Consider the following 18,534-nt stretch of genomic DNA (forward strand, 5'->3'; position numbering starts at 1 on the left):
TTGAAAAATTTTCGTGGCAATCCACAATATCAGACTTAAGAAAATATGCAATGGAATCCCAAAGGCGAGATTCTCTAGCGTAGATTGCCACGAAGTCTTATGGCTTCTCACAATGATACAATAGTAGGACGCAAAGCGTAGTTAAGGCGCGGATTTGCAAGTATGGGCATTGCAATGGCGCATCTTAGCTATCGTGTCCTTAAATAATTAGAACAAGAGACGCAACGACCCATTAATCTTGCTTTAAGTCTATGTTCATAAAATTACAACTTTATTCCCAAGGAGCCTTCATGCAATCAAATCATATAAATAATATGGGGGGGGGGCAAGATAAACTAAAGAATGCGGAATCTGCACAAATAAAAAATAAACCCCTCCTTAAGACTTTTTTCAAAGATAAAAAGCGTTGGATTCTCTCACTTGTTAAAAACTCCAAACAGCACCAAAAGTTAAAAACAAAACTCCAAGAAGTAGAATCTCTTTATCAAGATTCTAAAGAAAAAATAAGGCAATTAGAGATTCAAAATAAAGACTTTAAAAACAGATTCCACGCATTAGAATCTAAGATTCATAAACTCACTCCTCAAGCATATTTAAACGCTATTGAAATCCACCTAGCCGAGCATTGCAATCTTAATTGCTTTAGTTGCAATCATTTCTCACAACTCGCCCCTAAAGGATTCCCTGATATTCTTCAGTTTAAACAAGATATGGAAAGATTATCAAACCTAACTTATGGCTTAATTGGCGAATTCAAATTCACAGGCGGAGAACCTCTGCTGAATCCAAACTGCAAAGACTTCTTTAAAATTACAAGAAAATTTTTCCCACATAGTAAGCTAACACTAATCACTAATGGAATCCTTTTAGAATCCCAACCTAAAGACTTTTGGGAATCTTGCAAAGAGAATAAAATAGAGATTCGCCCAACTAAATATCCTATTAAAGTAAATTGGGAAGCAATAGAGCAAAAATGCCAAGACTTTGGGATTTCATTAAGATTTTTTAATAACGCGAGTGTAGAAAAAACTTCTTATAAAACCATTTTGCGCCCTCAAGGTAATTTGAATATTTTAGATTCTTTTACAAAATGCCACCAAGTGGGAAATTGCACACACTTCAAAAATGGCAAAATCTATCCTTGCAACATTGCGCCCAATATCCAATATTTCAATGCTGCTTTCAATCAAAATCTTCCTATCACTCCAATAGATTTTATAAATATTTACAAGGCAAAGGATTATCACGAGATTCTGCAATTCCTTGCCAAGCCAATTCCTTTTTGTCGCTTTTGTAATCTTGCTAAATGGAGAAGTATCGGCGAATGGAAAACCTCTAAAAAAGAGATTGGGGAGTATTTGGAATAGAATCTCTTAGAGTCATTGCTTGATTTCGAGTTTTGCACTATTTATTGTCATTGCAAGTAAGCAAAGCGAAGCAATCCATAATATTCCAAATAAATAGGACAAATTTGTGTGTATTTAAATATTTCAAACAATAAATAAAATACAAATTTTCAATTCTTAAGCAGATTCTTTTGCTCGGCATTATAAACTTCTATCAAAATTCACAAAAGGAATCCTATGCAATGGAATCACTTTGATACGCGTTGGACACTTTCGCTTTTTGGCACTGCAGTGGGTGCAGGTATTTTGTTTTTGCCTATTCGCGCAGGGACGGGAGGATTCTATCCTGTTGTTTTAATGACGCTTTTAATCTTTCCTATGGTTTGGCTCTCACACCGTGCACTTAGTCGTTTCGTCAATGAATCCAAAAACACAGAACACGATATAACACACGCGGCAGAAGAATATTGGGGGCGCAAAACTAGCTTTTTTATCACGATTCTATATTTTTTCGCTATTTATCCAATCTGCCTTGCTTATGGGGTGGGAATCACGAATACCTTTGCAAGTTTTTTTATCCATCAACTCCACCTTACAAGCCTTTACGATTCTGAAACTTTGGCACTTTATCCGCTTGTCCGTGCAGGACTTGCATTTGTGCTTGTTAGCGCGATGATGGGCGTGATGATTCTCAAAGAAGAAACAATTACTAAAGCCTGTAATGCTCTTGTTTATCCGCTATGCTTCGTGCTTTTTGCGTTTTCGCTATATCTGATTCCTTATTGGAAGCTAGAACCTTTGCAAAAAATACCAAGCCTAAATGAGCTTATTCAAGTGATTTGGCTGACTTTGCCCGTGCTTGTCTTTGCCTTTAATCACTCTCCGGCGATTTCTACTTTCACACTTAGTGTGCGCAAAACTTACAAAAACTCGCAACAAAAGGCGAATCAGATTCTATTCCGCACCGCACTTTTACTGCTTGTCTTTGTAATGTTTTTCGTGTTTTCTTGCATTTTATGCCTTAATGCAGAGGATTTTGCCAAAGCAAGAGAGGCAAACATTCCGATTCTTTCTTATTTTGCCAACCAATTCAACACCCCAATTATCGCATTAGGTGCGCCACTTGTAGCATTTTTAGCGATTGTAAGTTCGTTTTTTGGGCATTACTTTGGAGCATTTGAAGGCTTAAATGGAATCTTAAGAAAAGGAATCAAGCTAAGCGGCAACGAAACTCCAAATCTCCGCGTTATTAAAGTTTTTAGCACTTTGTTTATGTATGTTACAATTATTCTTGTTGCATATCTCAATCCAAGCATTTTAGGCTTTATTGAAGATTTGGGAGGTCCCATTATCGCTGCGATTTTGTTTTTGATGCCAATTCTTGCGATTTGGAGCGTGGAAAGGTTAAAGAAATATAAGAATCCTTTATTAGATGGATTCGTGCTTATCACAGGAATCCTAACGATTACAAGCGTGATTTATAAATTCTTTTTATAGAAAATTTCATTGTTTGCAATGATGGAGTGGCGGAATCGCAGGTTGCCAAGCCGTCATTGCGAGAAAATTTGTAAAGTTTTTGTGGTGTGCAATTTGTGAAACAAATTTCACCTGCGCTATGCAAATCCACGCCAAGCTTAAGGAAACTTTACAATGGAATCTTAAAAGGAGAGATTCTAACTGATAAACTTGCGATTGCGAATAAAGCCTATTAAAGTGAATTTTATTTTCCAAAGTCAAAAGCACAAATACAGGAGAATCTATGTTATATACGATAAGAAGCATACCGCGAAGGATTGAACTCTATATAAGGCGTATAGTCTATAAAATGACAACACGCAAAAGATACAAATTTATCACACACTATGAAAAAAATAACAACCAAATTTATAGATTTTTTCATTATAATGCTAGTGAGTTTGTAGAAGATTTTTTAATGAATCTTGGCTATGACAAATACTCTCATGACGATGTTGATTTGCTAATGTTTTTGCAAGTCCCCAATATCACAAAAGCAGATATTTTAGAGCTATTTGAATATAGCATATTATGTATGATTTGGGCGGTAAAAACCGAAACTGATGAGATTATCATTAATACTTATATGATTGATAAGCATGATGAAGAGTTCTCTACAAGCTGTCCTAAGCCCACTTACATTAGTGAATATTTTAATGTCATTGGAGAGCTTTTCCTCGCAGGATATATAGACTTTGGCTGCGATTGGGACGATGATTACAAGAGACGCGACTACCCGACAAACTTATCTTACTACAAAGAAGACAAATATCAAGCGTGGATTTATTTTAGGGATCATTTTCTCTATAAAGAAGCATACGCAAAAGGGTGGGAAGATGATATTTTCATTTATGAGGATAAAGAATATACAGAAAAAGACTGCCCTCGTGGAACATACATTGATGAAGAGGGCAAAGAAGTAGCTTGCTACAAAGGATATAGCACAATGTATTCTCGGACTTCTTGGGATACGCCTAAATACTGGTCGCAATACAATATTTGGGCGACAATCACTCCCAAAGGCAAACGATACCTTTATGACATTTTACAACCAAGAATCCATGACAAATACAAAGACTTAGAAGTAGAAGTTGATAACAAAGGTCATATCCTACGGTGGTTTGGACAAATCAATAGATAAACTTGCCAATATGCAAATCTAATTTTTAGATTCCATTTTTTATAGTCTTTATATTTAAGATAAAGCCACAAACCATAAGGCTATGGATTGCCCCATTCGCCTATGCTTGTGCTCAACAACACAAAGATAGCCCATTCGTCCATTGCAGGATTCCATATTAGGTAATTACAACAACCCATAACTTTAAATTTAAGAGAAATTTGCAGTAGAATCTTTGGATTCCACTATCAATCTTTAATCCTTTTAATCAGCTCCATTATGGTATTCTCTAGCATTGTATAAACCTTTTCAAATCCATCTAAATCCTTGAAATAATAAGGGTCTGGAATCTCTGCACCCTCTAAGCCAAAATCTCCCATTAATGCAAGTTTTTCTCGCGGGAAACCCAAATACACCAAATCTTCATAGTTTTGCCTATCCATCGCGACGATTAAGTCAAACTCCAAATCACTATACAGGCTGACTTTGCGCCCTTTAAGCTTAGAAATATCTATGCCATGCCCTCTGCCTACCACAATAGAACGCTCACAAGGCGGCTCATCAATGTGCCAACCGCTAGTTCCTGCGGAATCTATTTTGAGATTCAGCCCATTTTGAGCTGCTAAATCCTTTGCGATTCCCTCTGCTAGAGGAGAGCGACAAATATTTCCCAAACAGACAAACAAGATAGAATGGATTTTTTGGCTTTGTGGCATTTTTATTATCCTTTGTTAATTTTTCGCTACAACCGCGCGGCACATTGTGAGTTTTAGAATCCTCACTTCCTCTTCTTAAACTCTCTTCTTAACTCACGCGCTTTTTGGAAGAATCACAAATAAGCAAATATTCGCCCCCCCCCCCCGCAGAATTAACCGCGATTAAAGCTTCACCGAGTTTATATGTGAAGCATTGCTTTTCTTTAAGGGCTTCTTTGTAGTCAGGATAGGATTCTAGTTTTGGAAGTTTTAAGCTAGGATTCTTTGCTACTCTTTCTTGGTATTTTCGCTGTTCTTCTCTATGGGATTCTTTAATGAAACTAAGCACAAAAGGCATTCGCACCCAACCTAGCAAACTTCTTGCATTAAGAATCATTGCATTACCCAATTTATAGGCTAGATGATTATGAATTCGGGATTTAGCATTGTTTAGCTCTGTAAGATATTTTGGTAGTTTTTGTTGTGTGGATTGCGCTTTTAGTTTTTTATACTCCGCTACAAAAGTTTTGATATGGAAAGTGTTTTCCCGCTTGCCTCTTTTACCTCCTTGCAAAATCTGATTATTAAAATATTTCGTTTCATTAATATTGCTCGGCAAAAAGATTTTATTGCGGTTGCACAAAAGAGCGTGCGCACCCCATTGTCTCTCATAGTAAAATGTAGTCGGGAAAGTCTTGCCTTTGTATTTCTTCATCAAAATACTAAAAATAGCTAAATCGTGTGAATTGCGTTGAAACCCCTCTTTATTTGGCAGCTTAGAGGGTTCGTCATTGACAAAATCATAATGGTAATAGAAAATATCCATCCATTCAGAAATCATATCCATTGTTTTTTTACTCTTTTTTAGAAAAATCATTCCAGCGGCAATTTGTTTAGACTTTAAAAATTCCTCATCATCACTTAAGCCAAAATAATCCAAAGTATCACCCTTTTGCCAATGTTGCTCTATGCAATGATTTACAACAAGACCCATTGCTTCATTTTTATCTGTTTGCTTAAGCATATCCAAGAGTTCTTCTTTTTTGGGAGGACAAAACTCAAACCCAATATCACAATAAATCAGCAAATCCCCCTCACAAATTTGCTCCAATGCCATTAAAATAACTTTGGGCTTCCAGCACCAATACCCAAAACCACGCGAAATCATACGCCCATCATTTGTGCGAGAACCTCCTGTGTTATAATGAAACGAATCCTTAGAATCTTGCACATAAAACTTATCCTTAAAGGCTTCTTTAAAGTCTAGTGGCAAACTCGCCTCTGTATAGATAAAAATATCATCAAATACTCCCATAGATTCCGCTTCTTGTTTGAATCTGCAAATACTAATCCCAAGCCTTGTATCCCCAAAACTCGCCAAATAAACTTTTTGCATTTTATTTTTACTCCTTTAGTGCGCACGATTCCAAATTTCAAAATAGGCACAAAATCTTTGCGCCTATTTGCTTATTTTTCTTGCATTGCAATCCATTTTTGTGCGATTCTAACTGCATTAGTTGCCGCACCCACGCGGATTTGGTCTGCTACACACCAAAGATGTAGAATCTTTTTGTCATAGTTATCTGCGCGGATTCTACCTACATAAGTTTCGTCCTTGTCTGTTGCAACAATTGGCATAGGATAAGATTTTTCTTGTGGATTATCAATCAACACGACAGATTCAGCCTTACTTAGCACTTCTTGCGCTTCTTTTGCGCTCACTTCTCTTTCAAATTTAATCGTGATTGCCTCACTATGACTTCTAAGAACCGGCACACGCACACAAGTCGCACTCACTTCAAAATCGCTGTGCATAATCTTATTGGTTTCATTGACCATTTTCATTTCTTCCTTGGTGTAATCATTGCCCAAAAACACATCAATATGCGGAATCACATTAAGCGCGATTCTATGAGGAAACGCCTTAGGTTCGCAAGATTCAAGACTGAAATCAAAGAATTTTTGCATTTGCGTTACAAGCTCTTCCATTCCCTTTTTACCTGCACCCGAAACCGCTTGATAAGTGCTAACATCTACGCGCTTAATTCCAAAAGCCTTATGCAATGGCTCTAAAACCTGCACCATTTGGATTGTGGAACAATTTGGATTAGCGATAATTCCGGTTTTTTCCCACAAAGCAATGTCGTTAGGATTGACTTCAGGCACGACAAGCGGCACATCTTGTTGCATTCTAAAATGGCTTGTATTGTCAATCACGACTGCACCTGCTTTTGCCGCACTTGGAGCAAACTCGGCACTAATGCTTCCACCCGCAGAAAAGAAGGCAATTTCAATATTTTCTTCTTCAAAAACACTATGGGTTAGCTCTTTGACTTTGAGAGTTTCTCCACCAAACTCCACTTCACGCCCAACACTTCGCGCACTTGCTAATGGCACAATTTTATTAATGGGCAAATTACGCTCTCCTAAAACCCTAAAAATCTCTTCACCTACCGCGCCTGTCGCGCCCACAACTGCAATGTTAAATTTTCTCATTTTTCCTCCTTTTAAAGTTTGATATTATAGCGTTCCATTTTGCTTAAAAGCAACTCTTTTTTGAATCCCAACAATTCTGCCGCGGTATCCACATCGGAATCACTCGCCTTTAAAGCCTCATAAATTAGCTCTTCTTCTAGGTTTGCGATTTTCTTTTTACCCCCACTTTCGCGCGAACTCAAGAATAAATCTTCCACCATAATTTCATCTCCCTCACACAGAATCGCGGCGCGTTCAATCACAGAAAGCAACTCACGAATATTACCGGGCCACCGATACGACAATAACTGCTCCTGCGCTCCTTTGCCCCAACATTTCTTGCCTACGCCATATTGTTTATCCACCTGCTCTAGCTTCCATTCACACAAAGGAATAATCTCCTCCGTGCGCTCCCGCAAAGGTGGAATGTGGATTGGAATCGTTTGCAATCTAAAAAACAAATCCTCCCGAAACTCACCTTTTTGAATCTTTTTTTGAATATCGGCATTTGTCGCTGCAATGAAGCGAATATCCACTTTAATCGGCTTTGAGCTGCCCAAACGCACCACTTCTCTTTCTTGCAAAACGCGCAAAAGCTTCGCTTGTAAGCTTGCTGGCATTTCTCCTATTTCGTCTAAAAAAATGCTTCCGCCATTTGCCGCTTCAAACTTCCCTGCCCTCCCTTCTGTCGCGTCTGTAAAAGCTCCTTTTTCATAGCCAAATAGCTCGGATTCCAACAAATTATCTGGAATCGCAGCCATATTAAGCGCGACAAAAGGCGCATTCGCTCGTGGCGAATTTTGGTGGATATAGTTTGCAAACAATTCCTTACCCACTCCGCTTTCTCCAAGCAAAAGCACAGAAGCGGCTGTTTTAGCAGCTTTGTTAGCGAGTTTTAGCGCACCCTCTAATGCAGGAGAAGTCGCCATAAACTGCTTGTTGTTTTCACTTTGCTCTTTTGATTTTTCGGCTTTTGTAGGTTTTTTGCTAACCTTCGCCATCACTTCTTGTGCTTTTTTAGCGCGATGAATCGCCTCGACTAAGGTTTCAATTTCAAAAGGCTTCGTCAAAAAATCTTTCACACCCAAACGAATAGAATCAATCGCCTTGCCCAAAGTCGCATTTCCTGTGATAATCAACGCCTCATAGCGTCCATTTAGCACCTTTAAAAACTCCAAGCCGTCCATTTGTGGCATATTAATATCGGTAATAATTAAATCAATGCTATCATCAAGCTTTTTTAGCGCGTCTTTGGCACTCTTAAAGCTCACGACTTCAAACTCATCGTATTCCCCTAGCGCAATTTCAAGAGATTTTCGCATATTAATATCATCTTCTACAATAGCTAATTTCATCTTTACTCCTTTTTTGTGCTTTCTTTCTCTGAACTTTTCTCTAACTGCGAATCTTTCGGCGAGGTTTTCCAAGTTGGCTTCAAGGAATCCACAAAAGAGGGATTCTTTGTTTGTTTCACTAATGCGTAAAGCGTTGCGATTCCACTTGCATATTCTAGTCTAATACGCGTGGGCGGAATCGCTAAGAAAGTCGTTGATTTGCCCCTCATACGACTTACTTCGCTATGGTCTTCCAAACGCACACCCCATTGAAAAAAGCATTCTAAAATCTTAATTTTATAATCATTAATGAGGACTTTCTCACTTTTTGCCTCGTGAGAAATCTCGCATTTTTTATAAGGATTCTTGGTTTGATTAAGAATCTTTGCACTCACCATAGCCGGAGAAAAATAATATTTTTCATTTAAGACAATGCCATCTTTAACGGCAACCCTGTAAGAAAAAATATATTCTGAAGCTTCGCACAAAACCACAAAACACGCCAACCCTAGCAGAATCCTAAACATTACCCCAACTAATCCTCAAATAAATTTGCGGAATCCTCGCCCTCTTCGTTCTCTTCTACTTCTTTTTCTTCTTTAGGACAACGCGCAATAGAAACCACCTTATCATCATCAACATTTACGATAATTACGCCACTTGTCGCGCGTCCTGCCTTGCGAATGCTTTGCATATCTACACGAATCATTTTGCCACTACTTGTAAGCACCATTAAATCCATATTTTCATCTACATTAACAATGCCTACAAGTTTACCTGTCTTGCTCGTGAGCTTCATCGCAATCACACCTTTACCGCCGCGATTCGTAATTCTGTATTCATTCACTTCTGTGCGTTTTCCGATTCCTTTTTCGCTCACGCTTAAAATCTCTTCGTTTTCGTCCATAATCGCAGTCGCGCCAATCACATAGTCTTTTGGCATTTTAAACTTAATCGCCGTAACGCCACGCGCCACACGCCCAATCTCACGCACATTATCCACACCAAAGCGCACACACATTCCCTCGTAAGTTACTACCAAAATCTCTTTAATGCTAGGGCTAATGATTTTTGCTGTAACTAGCTCATCATCTTCATCTAAGTTAATCGCTTTGACACCTACGCTTCGGATATTTTTAAACTCACTTAGATTGGTGCGTTTGATGATTCCATTCTTCGTAAAGAATGCGATGGACTTATCCTCATTGAAATCTTTTGTCGTAATGGTCGCCATAATCTTTTCATCAGCACTTAGATTAATCAGATTCACCACTGCTTTGCCAATAGCGGTGCGACTTGCTTCTGGGATTCTATAAACTTTAAGCCAATAAAGTTGTCCTTTGTTGGTAATAAACATAATCGTATCGTGTGTATCAGAGACAAAGAAACTCTCAATAAAATCGTCCTCGTGGGTGTTCGCAGAAATTTTTCCTTTGCCCCCGCGATTTTGCTTCTCATAAGTGCGCACAGGCACACGCTTGACATAACCGCGATGGCTCATCGTTACTACCACAGGCTCATTTGGAATCAAATCTTCCATATCAATATTTTCATAATCTTCTTCAATCGCTGTTCTTCGCTTGGTTGAAAATTTTTCTTTAGATTCTAGCAATTCTGTTTTAATAATCGCATTCAGCTTCGCTTCGCTTTTTAGAATCTCACTCAAACGCGCAATCTCTTGGAGCAATTCCTGATATTCGTTTTCAATCTTATCCCGCTCCAAGCCTGTAAGTCTTTGCAAACGCATATCTAAAATCGCTTGGGCTTGAATCTCGCTTAAACTAAATTGGCTTATTAATCCCTCTTTTGCGACTTTTGGGTCGCTACTTGCACGGATTAACGCGACAATTTCATCAATGTTTTCTAGTGCGATTCTTAAACCCTCCAAAATATGCGCACGCGCCTTTGCTTTCTCTAATTCAAAGATTGTCCGCCGAATCACAACACTTTTGCGATGAGAAATAAAAAGCTCTAGTAACTCTAAAAGTGAAAAAATCTTGGGTTCTTTATTGTGAATCGCAAGTAAAATAATCCCAAAAGTAGATTCCATTGGTGTAGATTTAAACAAGTGATTTAATACAATCTCACTCATCGCCTCACGCTTTAACTCCACGACAACACGGATTCCATCACGGTCGGATTCATCGCGCACTTCAGAGATTCCCTCAATCACTTTATCTTTGGCAAGTTCGGCGATTTGCTCTACAAGACGCGCTTTATTGACTTGATAAGGAATCTCATCAATGACGATAATATCTTTGGTTTTGGTTTTTTCAATATGCGTTTTCGCCCGAATCTTAATGCGTCCGCGTCCGCTCTCATACGCCTCGCGGATTCCGCTTTTGCCATAGATGATTCCACCGGTTGGGAAATCTGGTCCTTGCACAAAAGGCAAAATATCATCTAGCTGCGCTTGTGGATTGTCAATGAGATAAATCAAAGCATCAATCACCTCATCTGTGCGGTGCGGTGGGATATTTGTCGCCATTCCAACTGCGATTCCATTAGAACCATTAATCAGCAGGTTTGGAAGCCGACTAGGCAAAATATCTGGCTCTTGCAAAGTATCATCATAGTTTGGGAGGAAATCCACAGTGTCTTTGTCAATATCACGCAATAATTCTTCTGCGGCTTGTGTCATTCGCGCTTCGGTATAACGCATCGCCGCCGCGCTATCGCCATCTATACTTCCGAAGTTTCCTTGTCCATCGACAAGTTCTAGTCGCATAGAGAAGTCTTGTGCCATTCTTACCAATGCGTCATAAACTGCAGTATCGCCATGTGGGTGGTATTTACCAATCACATCACCCACGATTCTCGCGCTTTTCTTATAAGCAACTCTTGAAGTAACACCTAACTCATACATCGCATACAGAATCCTACGATGAACAGGCTTCAATCCATCGCGTGCGTCAGGCAATGCACGCCCTACAATAACACTCATAGAGTAGTCCAAATAACTTTCTTTGATAGAATCCTCTATATTAACATTTTGAATATCTTGATTAAGTAAGTCTGACATTCCTTGCCTTTTTGATAAAATACGAAACTTTCGCGCGATTCTACCTTTATTTTACTTTAATCTTGCTAAGCTAAAGAATGCTTCAAATAATAAGCTCCAAAGATTCCAATAAGCATTAAGATACTATCGCTTAGGATTCCAATAAGGTTTTGGTATTTTTAAGAAAATCGCCTTTTGCATTAAGATAGCATAAGTGATGAGGATAGAAAAATCAAGCAAAATCCATACAAACACCAAAATGCTTAAGCTTATAAAAATAGAATCACTTATGTGGATAAACTGCGGAAAAAATGCCACGAAAAATATAATATCTTTAGGGTTGCCAATAGCAATCCCAAAACCCTCTAAAAAACTAGCAAGAAAGGCTTTTTGAACATTGTCTTTATTAGGCTGGAGTGGTTGTAAACCTGATTCTTTAGAGGAATTACCTTGATAGTTTTTCAAGGTTTGATAAAGAGAGCTAATCCCTAAATAAAAGACAAATGCACAACCTAAAAGGCTAATCATAGATAATATACTAGGAGAAATTTCAAATACGCCCAAAATCACAGCGACAGCGAATGTAAGTAAAATCAAAGAAGCAAAGTTTGTCCCGATGATTGTAAAAAATGCAGTTTTAAATCCATAGAGCAAAGCTTGTCGTATGATGAGTGCCACCACAGGACCAGGAGTAACAATCAACGAAAACACAGCTAGGATATAGGCGGATAAAATTTCAATCATTTAGGATTCCTTTTGAAAGATTCTTAAAGGGCATTGTGAAAGTATAAAGTGTCTTTAGCATAAAATCCTAAAAATTTTCACTTGTTGTCATTACTCTCCTTGTCTCTAAAATCACCCCACAACCAAAGATTCCATATCTTTATAGGGCACTGCCTTTTGTGGGAATAGAATATTTGCTCATATCAATGCCCTCTAGCTCAAGTAGCTTGATTTTATTATAGATTCCTCCACCATAACCCGTAAGACTGCCATTACTACCGACAACCCGATGACAAGGGATAATAATGCAAATCGGATTCCAGCCCACAGCTCCGCCAACTGCTTGAGTGGACATTTTCTTGATGCCACGCTTTTTGGCGATTGCAAAAGCAATATCTTGATAAGTTACAACCCCTCCATAAGGGATTCTTAGCAACTCTTCTATGATTTCTTGCCTAAAGGGCGTGATGTCATCTCTACTATACTTTGGAATCCAATTTGGATTTTTACCCCGAAAGTAAATATCTAGCCATTCTATCGTCTCATCAAAGATAGGTAAATCCCGCTCTTGTCCTTCTGCAATATATCTACCATAGTCTTTGCCGTCTTTAAAACACACGGCACTTAAAGATTCACCATCAGAACTTAAGGTAATTTCTCCTAAAGGCGATTGATATTTTGTGATGTATGGCATTTGCACCCCATTTTCATAGATTTTTAAAGCAAGTTTCACATCAAAAGTCGCTCCAAATCCAATGCTATAAGCCTTAAATTCTCTTTACTATGCTTATTATAGCATAGAATCCCGGCCAAAACATTTAAGCCTATTTTGCATAATGCAACCCCCGCCCCTTGAAATTGTTTTTTTTTTTTTGATACAATACACTCCAAAAGTCTAGGGGGCTGGCAAATGAGCCTTGAAACCTTTCTTTCGTTTCTTATCTATTCAAGCATTACCGCCACGACACCGGGTCCGAATAATATCCTTGCCCTAAATAGTGTTGTAAATTATGGTTATAGAGAGAGCAAAAAGCTTATTTTAGGAATCTACGCGGGCTTTGCGTCTATTATGATTCTGTGTGGGTTTGGCTGTAATGTTTTGATTGAACTTTTGCCCGATGTCTTGGGGGTTTTAAAGATTTTGGGTGTGGGGTATGTGCTTTATCTTGCCTACAAAGTCGGCATTAGCAAACCCCAAAACCTCGAAAAAACGCACAATCAGAGGCTCGGGTTTTTCAACGCCTTTTTCTTGCAGTTTGTGAATGTCAAAATCATTTTATATGGAATTACTATACATATTTCCTTTGTTTTACCCTATTATCAAAGCCTTTTTTATACAAGTGCATTTATCTTGCTTTCTATTATCATTGGATTTATGGGAATCTTTTTGTGGGCGATAGCCGGTGCTATGCTCAAGGCTTTTTTAATCAAACATTATAAAGCCGCAAATTTGACAATGGCAGCTTTGCTTGTCTTAAGCGCGGTGCAGATTCTTTTAGGATAATCATTTGTGTGATTTTAAGGCTTTTTTAATTGTCTTTATTGCCCAATCATAATGGCTCGAGGTCGCACTCACACAATAGCTCCCAAGACTCGTTGTGCCACACCAAGCATAATGCTTTTTCACAAACAGCTCATTTTCTGGGAGTTTTTCTATCATTTCTATACAATCATGATGACTTTTGTGCAACATTGTCTTTGCGTCATCTAAAGATGTCTTTTGGTGTTTGTGCCATATTTCTTGGTTCATTTTAGGATAAGTCCTAAAATTATAAGGTGCAGGCAAAAAAGGCACAAAATCAGTCGTTTTGCTAAGGTTTGTTTGCACAAAATGAAGTAGCAACTTTTGCCATTCAAGCAAATGCACAAGAATATCTCGCAAAGTCTTGTCTCGCTCATTATAATCAAACTTTGCAGTTTGCCGTGCATCAGGCATAGAATCAATGAGCATAAAGAGCTGTTCAAAATGTGCTTGGCTTTGGCACAATAGGTCGGTTTTGGTATTGGGGCAGGGCATAAGTCTCCTTTTTGTGAATATGGTGTGGTTTTGGAAAATTATAATAATATATCGCGTATTTCTTAATGTCTCTTATCTTTTCAAGATTCGCCACAAGGTCGGCAAATCAAGTAGATTAGCTGTTTGAATATTTTAGCAAAAATTATAATACTTTTGTAAAACAAATAATTCTATTTACTTCTGTAAAATTCATAGATTTATGAAAATAAAAACTATCCATGTTATCTATTGCACAATCACTTGCAAATTCTTTGCAACCCTTATCTTTTGCCCATACCTCACATGCTGCCAATAGTTCTTTAGCGTAACCTTTATTACGGAAACCTTCTTTGACAAAAATTCCTTCCAAATAACCAACTGGAGTTGTTTTTGTGCCTTCTACATAATCATATCGCAGCGAACATTGCGCAAAGCCAACAGGCTCATCGTTTGCAAATTTTAAGAAGAATTGATAATTTTCCTTTGCAATAGTCTCGGAAAATTCATGGAATAATGTATCAACAGAACAATCCCATATTAATGCCGCCAAATTTGCTAATACTACTAAATCGTTTTTTTCTGCCTTTCGTATCATCATCATTCATCTCCTTGTTACAATTGCACTTTAATCACATAAATTCTCAACCAATAGTTGTTAATCATGGAATCCAAAAATTTTCGAACGTGGAATATTCGATAAACACACAATCTTTTGATTGGGCTTCTTATAAATATGTCCCTCTTTAAGCCGCTCACTTAGCCACACTCGCTTTGCCTCAATACCTTCGTGAATCTTTTGGGGCGAATGATGCAACACAAATACTCGTTCGCGAGATTTTGTGGGGTGAGGGGGAGTAGGTTATCTTTTAGTATTTTTATATTCTTTTGATAATTTTACTAAATCCATTATATCACCACGAGAGGTTACCTTAATTGGATATGTAGAATATACAAGATTAATAAAATCTGTCCAATTTAATTCGTCTGTTAGCTCTATAATTAAATCTAAAACTCTTTTTTCTTCATTGTTTGGAAGAGAAAAATTTAAATCCTGTTTCATTTTTATTATATATTTTTGACTTCCAAAATAAGTGGTATCCGCGACAATTTCAAAACGATTCAGTGAATCATTGACAATGCTATTCTCTATATCATCGACATAAGGTCCATAGTGGTTAAATTTCCAATTAATCTTTGAAATTTGTTTGTTATAATCTAATGAAAATTTCCAATCTGCTAAGTAAACAAGCTTATTCAATCTTCCTTTTGTTAATTGGATTTTACTATTTTTAACAAAATAAGCAACAATGCTTAATATTTCCATTTATAATCCTTTTTCCATTAAATCAGTCTCGCTAGGTAATGCATTTGGATTAATCTTCATTTGCAAAATTTTTTCCTGCAATCTAATAGCCTCATTTTTCAATTTCTGCCTTTCTTCCTTATTTTTAAATTTTTTCTGTTTCATACTTTGAGCAATTATAATTCCAATTTTAATACCCTTATCTTCAATATAAACACCATACATATCATTACTTAGCATATTGCGTTTATTGAACCATTTGTCTTTTATTGGTTCTGCTTTCTCATAATGTTTTTCTTCATTTACTACTGCAAAAACATATTCTTTTGTATCATCTATTATATATCTACCTATTTGATTATATTTTGGACTTTTTGAATATCTACCTATGGAATAAAAAGCATTTTGAGAAGATGAATATAAATATAAAGTCAATCGTTCATTCTCTGTATAAGTCAAATTGATTGATACTTCTTTTAATTCATCATCAAAATATCCGCTTAAAAAGCTTCTATAAGCTTTAACTAGTTTTAATAATTTTTTGTATTTAAAAATTCTGTACTGGATACATGCTTCATATATCAAAGCTATAAATAAAATAATTAAGAGAAAAATATCTATATAGCATAAAAAGATATTATTTTTATCGACATTAAAAAGGCTAAGTATTGTATCATGAAGTCCAAAATAAATAGGAATTGAAAAAACACAAATTTTCTCCATAGTTGCCAAAAATATTTTCAAATCTTTTATCCTTAACTACTTATTTTTACTTGAAATCAAATATTTTATTTTAATTTCTGTTACTTTTTTATTCTTATTTAGCTCTATTTTTCCATCTATATAACACTCTAATAAATTCACTTTCTACGCCTCCAATGGTAGTCTTTCATCAAAAAGATTTGTTCTATATTTAGTAACTTCTGTTTTACCTATTGTTTTGAATTTTATCTTGTGAATATCAATTTCCCTAATATCTTTTGGAATCTCAAAATAATCTTTCAGATTGTTCCAATCGCGCTCCCTCAAGCTTACGATTTCGTTAAGATAAAAACTAACCCAATTTTCTCCGATTTTAGACATAAAAAATTCATTTTCAATTTTAGTTGTTGCAATTTGACAATATTCGCTATCTTTTTCAAAACCTATAAAATTTCTACCCAATCTTTTTGCTGCAAGTGCGGTTGTTCCTGTTCCTAAAAATGGGTCTAAAATCGTATCGCCCTCTTCACTGCTCATTAAAATAATTCTCTCAAGCAAATGCAATGGAAGTTGGCAAGGGTGATTATCTCTGTTTTTCGCGTGTCTTATGCGATGAATATCAGTCCATACATCAGAACAAAGGGGACCAAAAGGATGCAAGATGCCCTTTTTCCCTCCATAGTCTTTCACTAAAACGCCCTTTCTATCTCTTTTATGTGGATAACGAATTTCTTTAAATCTATCTTTAACTTCACCTTTTGAATAAAATAAGATTCCATAATGTGCAGGTTGCAAGGTTTTTCCCATCGGGGCAGTCATTGCTTCCCAGCTTATCCAATGCCTAAAAACAGCCCGACTATTTAAAAAACTTGCATAAAAAGTAAGCCACTTAGGGATATTATGCAAAAAGATAAAGCCATTATCTTTAAGCACCCTTACACATTCATCTATCCATTTTTCACACCATAGTATATATTCAGATTCTAAAAGTTTATCTTTATGCGAGTTATACTTTTTCTTAAGGTTAAAAGGTGGGTCAGCAAACACACAGTCTATGCTATTGTTCGGAATACTTTGAAATAATTCTAGACAATCGCCCTGTAAGATTTGATTGATAGGTAAATTATTCATTTTAGACCTCAAAAATATTTTTCATTGCAAGTGTAAATCGTTGTAATTCATCAGCACGAAAAGTAAATACTTCATCATAGGCTTCAACCATTCGTTTTAAATCTTGCTTTCTTACATACCAACCAATTCCATCAATAAAACCATAAAATTTGGCATTTGGATAATGCCTTTTAATTAGCATCGCTACATTAAGCTCTGTTTTTGCCTTATCTCCTTGTCCTGAACTTGTGGTGCTCAAAAAAGAAGATTCTATAATAATTTGGGGATTTTGTTTATTTGGAATAATGAAATCCATTGTGCGCTTATTAAGATTTTCTTTTAAACTCAAAAGCGGCAAATCGCCACTTTCATAAGAAATATGCAAGTTGGATAGAATTTCTTTAATGGCTGATTCTGGGTTATTTTGCATAGCACCAGAATAACTCCCTTTTTGACGATAGCGAATTAATGTATCAATCATTGCATTTGAATCAAAATTAATTTTTTGAATATTTAATTTATTGAGCTCAAATAAAGGCAAAGTTTTAGCTAAAAAAGGATTGGATGAGCCCCAAAAAAAGAGATTAATTAAACCTCTTGCAAAATTTTGATTATTCTTAATAAGATTTTTTATTTTCTTGTCTCCCCATTCTGCTATGTCACTTTTATTTTCAACCTTATCCCATTCTTCTAAATTCAATAAAATAGATAAATCCCTATCCCTAACAATTCTTGCAATAGTAATCACTCGTTTAAGATTTTCATTGGCAAGACCATTTAAAACAAGCAAAGCTTCCAAACCAAATTCATTATTTTGCATAAAATCCACAAAAATCTCTTCTTTGCAACCTTGATTTAAGATTTGATTTTGTAGATTTAGAAGCAAAGTTTTTAATAGATTTATAGTATTTGCTTCATAGTTTTCCTCAAAATGCGGATTAGAAAAATAAAAAGAATTTCTTTCAATTACAATACTATATTTATTTAACATATATTCTCCTCACTCCCACTCAATCGTGCCCGGTGGTTTGCTCGTGATGTCATACACCACGCGGTTAATGCCCTCCACCTCATTAATAATGCGATTACTTACAGATTCCAAAAAGTCATGGGGCAAATGTGCAAAAGTCGCGGTCATTCCATCGATTGCTTCCACCGCTCGCACGCAAATCGTGTTATCATAAGTGCGATTATCGCCCATTACGCCCACACTT

The 18,534-nt window shown here is 36.6% G+C and carries 18 protein-coding genes and 1 pseudogene; 4 read left to right on the forward strand and 15 right to left on the reverse strand.

From position 1 onward, the window contains the following. Positions 1–290: 290 nt before the first annotated feature. The 3 genes from LS69_RS08095 to LS69_RS08105 all read left to right on the forward strand — a co-directional run bounded on the left by LS69_RS08095 (position 291) and on the right by LS69_RS08105 (position 4,002). Positions 291–1,367: a 4Fe-4S cluster-binding domain-containing protein gene (locus tag LS69_RS08095; RefSeq protein ID WP_238699271.1), complete on the forward strand. Its 1,077-nt coding sequence runs from the start codon at positions 291–293 to the stop codon at positions 1,365–1,367. 216 nt (positions 1,368–1,583) lie between these two features. Beyond that, positions 1,584–2,843 (forward strand): aromatic amino acid transport family protein, encoded by a 1,260-nt coding sequence (locus LS69_RS08100; protein ID WP_138123931.1) that lies wholly within the window; start codon positions 1,584–1,586, stop codon positions 2,841–2,843. Positions 2,844–3,171: 328 nt separating this feature from the next. Continuing rightward, positions 3,172–4,002, forward strand: coding sequence for a hypothetical protein (locus LS69_RS08105; protein ID WP_138123932.1), 831 nt, complete (start codon positions 3,172–3,174; stop codon positions 4,000–4,002). 227 nt (positions 4,003–4,229) lie between these two features. On the opposite strand, the gene LS69_RS08110 is transcribed toward LS69_RS08105, so the two are convergent. The 8 genes from LS69_RS08110 to LS69_RS08145 form a co-directional block, all read right to left on the reverse strand. Then, a complete protein-coding gene (locus LS69_RS08110; protein ID WP_138123933.1) occupies positions 4,230–4,697 on the reverse strand; it encodes a low molecular weight protein-tyrosine-phosphatase in 468 nt (155 codons plus the stop codon). 88 nt (positions 4,698–4,785) lie between these two features. Beyond that, positions 4,786–6,072: a hypothetical protein gene (locus LS69_RS11160; RefSeq protein ID WP_194145470.1), complete on the reverse strand. Its 1,287-nt coding sequence runs from the start codon at positions 6,070–6,072 to the stop codon at positions 4,786–4,788. A 71-nt stretch (positions 6,073–6,143) separates the two neighbouring features. Continuing rightward, a complete protein-coding gene (locus tag LS69_RS08120; RefSeq protein WP_138123934.1) occupies positions 6,144–7,172 on the reverse strand; it encodes an aspartate-semialdehyde dehydrogenase in 1,029 nt (342 codons plus the stop codon). Between the two features lie 11 nt (positions 7,173–7,183). Next, on the reverse strand, positions 7,184–8,506 hold the full coding sequence (locus tag LS69_RS08125) for a sigma-54 dependent transcriptional regulator (RefSeq protein WP_138123935.1): 1,323 nt from the start codon (positions 8,504–8,506) through the stop codon (positions 7,184–7,186). Between the two features lie 2 nt (positions 8,507–8,508). Further along, entirely contained in the window at positions 8,509–9,012 is a 504-nt protein-coding gene (locus LS69_RS08130; protein WP_238699272.1) for a hypothetical protein, read from the reverse strand. Between the two features lie 8 nt (positions 9,013–9,020). Next, the gene (gene gyrA, locus LS69_RS08135; protein ID WP_138123936.1) at positions 9,021–11,507 is read right to left on the reverse strand and encodes a DNA gyrase subunit A; all 2,487 of its coding nucleotides are present in this window, start codon (positions 11,505–11,507) and stop codon (positions 9,021–9,023) included. Positions 11,508–11,630: 123 nt separating this feature from the next. Then, positions 11,631–12,230, reverse strand: a complete 600-nt coding sequence (locus LS69_RS08140) for a LysE family translocator (protein WP_138123938.1) — start codon at positions 12,228–12,230, stop codon at positions 11,631–11,633. A 139-nt stretch (positions 12,231–12,369) separates the two neighbouring features. Beyond that, positions 12,370–12,903 carry a methylated-DNA--[protein]-cysteine S-methyltransferase gene (locus LS69_RS08145; protein WP_138123940.1) on the reverse strand — a complete coding sequence of 178 codons (534 nt, stop codon included), beginning with the start codon at positions 12,901–12,903 and terminating at the stop codon, positions 12,370–12,372. Positions 12,904–13,119: 216 nt separating this feature from the next. On the opposite strand from LS69_RS08145, the gene LS69_RS08150 reads away from it, so the two are divergent. Beyond that, positions 13,120–13,713: a LysE family transporter gene (locus LS69_RS08150; RefSeq protein WP_138123942.1), complete on the forward strand. Its 594-nt coding sequence runs from the start codon at positions 13,120–13,122 to the stop codon at positions 13,711–13,713. On the opposite strand, the gene LS69_RS08155 is transcribed toward LS69_RS08150, so the two are convergent. From LS69_RS08155 to LS69_RS08185, 7 genes and pseudogenes are all read right to left on the reverse strand, one after another. Continuing rightward, on the reverse strand, positions 13,714–14,226 hold the full coding sequence (locus LS69_RS08155) for a ClbS/DfsB family four-helix bundle protein (RefSeq protein WP_138123944.1): 513 nt from the start codon (positions 14,224–14,226) through the stop codon (positions 13,714–13,716). A 142-nt stretch (positions 14,227–14,368) separates the two neighbouring features. Further along, positions 14,369–14,806 carry an aminoglycoside 6'-N-acetyltransferase gene (gene aac(6') / locus LS69_RS08160; protein ID WP_202978668.1) on the reverse strand — a complete coding sequence of 146 codons (438 nt, stop codon included), beginning with the start codon at positions 14,804–14,806 and terminating at the stop codon, positions 14,369–14,371. A gap of 258 nt (positions 14,807–15,064) precedes the next feature. Further along, complete coding sequence (locus tag LS69_RS08165) at positions 15,065–15,529, reverse strand: Panacea domain-containing protein (RefSeq protein WP_138123946.1); 465 nt, start codon at positions 15,527–15,529, stop codon at positions 15,065–15,067. Continuing rightward, positions 15,530–16,252, reverse strand: a complete 723-nt coding sequence (locus LS69_RS08170) for a hypothetical protein (RefSeq protein WP_138123948.1) — start codon at positions 16,250–16,252, stop codon at positions 15,530–15,532. A 123-nt stretch (positions 16,253–16,375) separates the two neighbouring features. After that, positions 16,376–17,341 carry a site-specific DNA-methyltransferase gene (locus tag LS69_RS08175; protein WP_138123950.1) on the reverse strand — a complete coding sequence of 322 codons (966 nt, stop codon included), beginning with the start codon at positions 17,339–17,341 and terminating at the stop codon, positions 16,376–16,378. Position 17,342: 1 nt separating this feature from the next. Continuing rightward, positions 17,343–18,311, reverse strand: coding sequence for a DpnII family type II restriction endonuclease (locus LS69_RS08180; protein ID WP_138123952.1), 969 nt, complete (start codon positions 18,309–18,311; stop codon positions 17,343–17,345). Between the two features lie 9 nt (positions 18,312–18,320). Beyond that, positions 18,321–18,534, reverse strand: a pseudogene (locus tag LS69_RS08185) (glutamine-hydrolyzing GMP synthase); the annotation flags it as partial.

Origin of the sequence: Helicobacter sp. MIT 05-5294 (assembly GCF_000765675.1) — a bacterium.
Lineage (GTDB): Bacteria > Campylobacterota > Campylobacteria > Campylobacterales > Helicobacteraceae > Helicobacter_D.

Excerpts from the sequence above, each read along its gene's own strand:
- LS69_RS08095 (WP_238699271.1), top strand. The coding sequence starts at position 291 with ATGCAATCAAATCATATAAATAATATGGGGGGGGGGCAAGATAAACTA.
- LS69_RS08100 (WP_138123931.1), top strand. The coding sequence starts at position 1,584 with ATGCAATGGAATCACTTTGATACGCGTTGGACACTTTCGCTTTTTGGC.
- LS69_RS08105 (WP_138123932.1), top strand. The coding sequence starts at position 3,172 with ATGACAACACGCAAAAGATACAAATTTATCACACACTATGAAAAAAAT.
- LS69_RS08110 (WP_138123933.1), bottom strand. The coding sequence starts at position 4,697 with ATGCCACAAAGCCAAAAAATCCATTCTATCTTGTTTGTCTGTTTGGGA.
- LS69_RS11160 (WP_194145470.1), bottom strand. The coding sequence starts at position 6,072 with ATGCAAAAAGTTTATTTGGCGAGTTTTGGGGATACAAGGCTTGGGATT.
- LS69_RS08120 (WP_138123934.1), bottom strand. The coding sequence starts at position 7,172 with ATGAGAAAATTTAACATTGCAGTTGTGGGCGCGACAGGCGCGGTAGGT.
- LS69_RS08125 (WP_138123935.1), bottom strand. The coding sequence starts at position 8,506 with ATGAAATTAGCTATTGTAGAAGATGATATTAATATGCGAAAATCTCTT.
- LS69_RS08130 (WP_238699272.1), bottom strand. The coding sequence starts at position 9,012 with ATGTTTAGGATTCTGCTAGGGTTGGCGTGTTTTGTGGTTTTGTGCGAA.
- gyrA (WP_138123936.1), bottom strand. The coding sequence starts at position 11,507 with ATGTCAGACTTACTTAATCAAGATATTCAAAATGTTAATATAGAGGAT.
- LS69_RS08140 (WP_138123938.1), bottom strand. The coding sequence starts at position 12,230 with ATGATTGAAATTTTATCCGCCTATATCCTAGCTGTGTTTTCGTTGATT.
- LS69_RS08145 (WP_138123940.1), bottom strand. The coding sequence starts at position 12,903 with ATGCCATACATCACAAAATATCAATCGCCTTTAGGAGAAATTACCTTA.
- LS69_RS08150 (WP_138123942.1), top strand. The coding sequence starts at position 13,120 with ATGAGCCTTGAAACCTTTCTTTCGTTTCTTATCTATTCAAGCATTACC.
- LS69_RS08155 (WP_138123944.1), bottom strand. The coding sequence starts at position 14,226 with ATGCCCTGCCCCAATACCAAAACCGACCTATTGTGCCAAAGCCAAGCA.
- LS69_RS08165 (WP_138123946.1), bottom strand. The coding sequence starts at position 15,529 with ATGGAAATATTAAGCATTGTTGCTTATTTTGTTAAAAATAGTAAAATC.
- LS69_RS08175 (WP_138123950.1), bottom strand. The coding sequence starts at position 17,341 with ATGAATAATTTACCTATCAATCAAATCTTACAGGGCGATTGTCTAGAA.
- LS69_RS08180 (WP_138123952.1), bottom strand. The coding sequence starts at position 18,311 with ATGTTAAATAAATATAGTATTGTAATTGAAAGAAATTCTTTTTATTTT.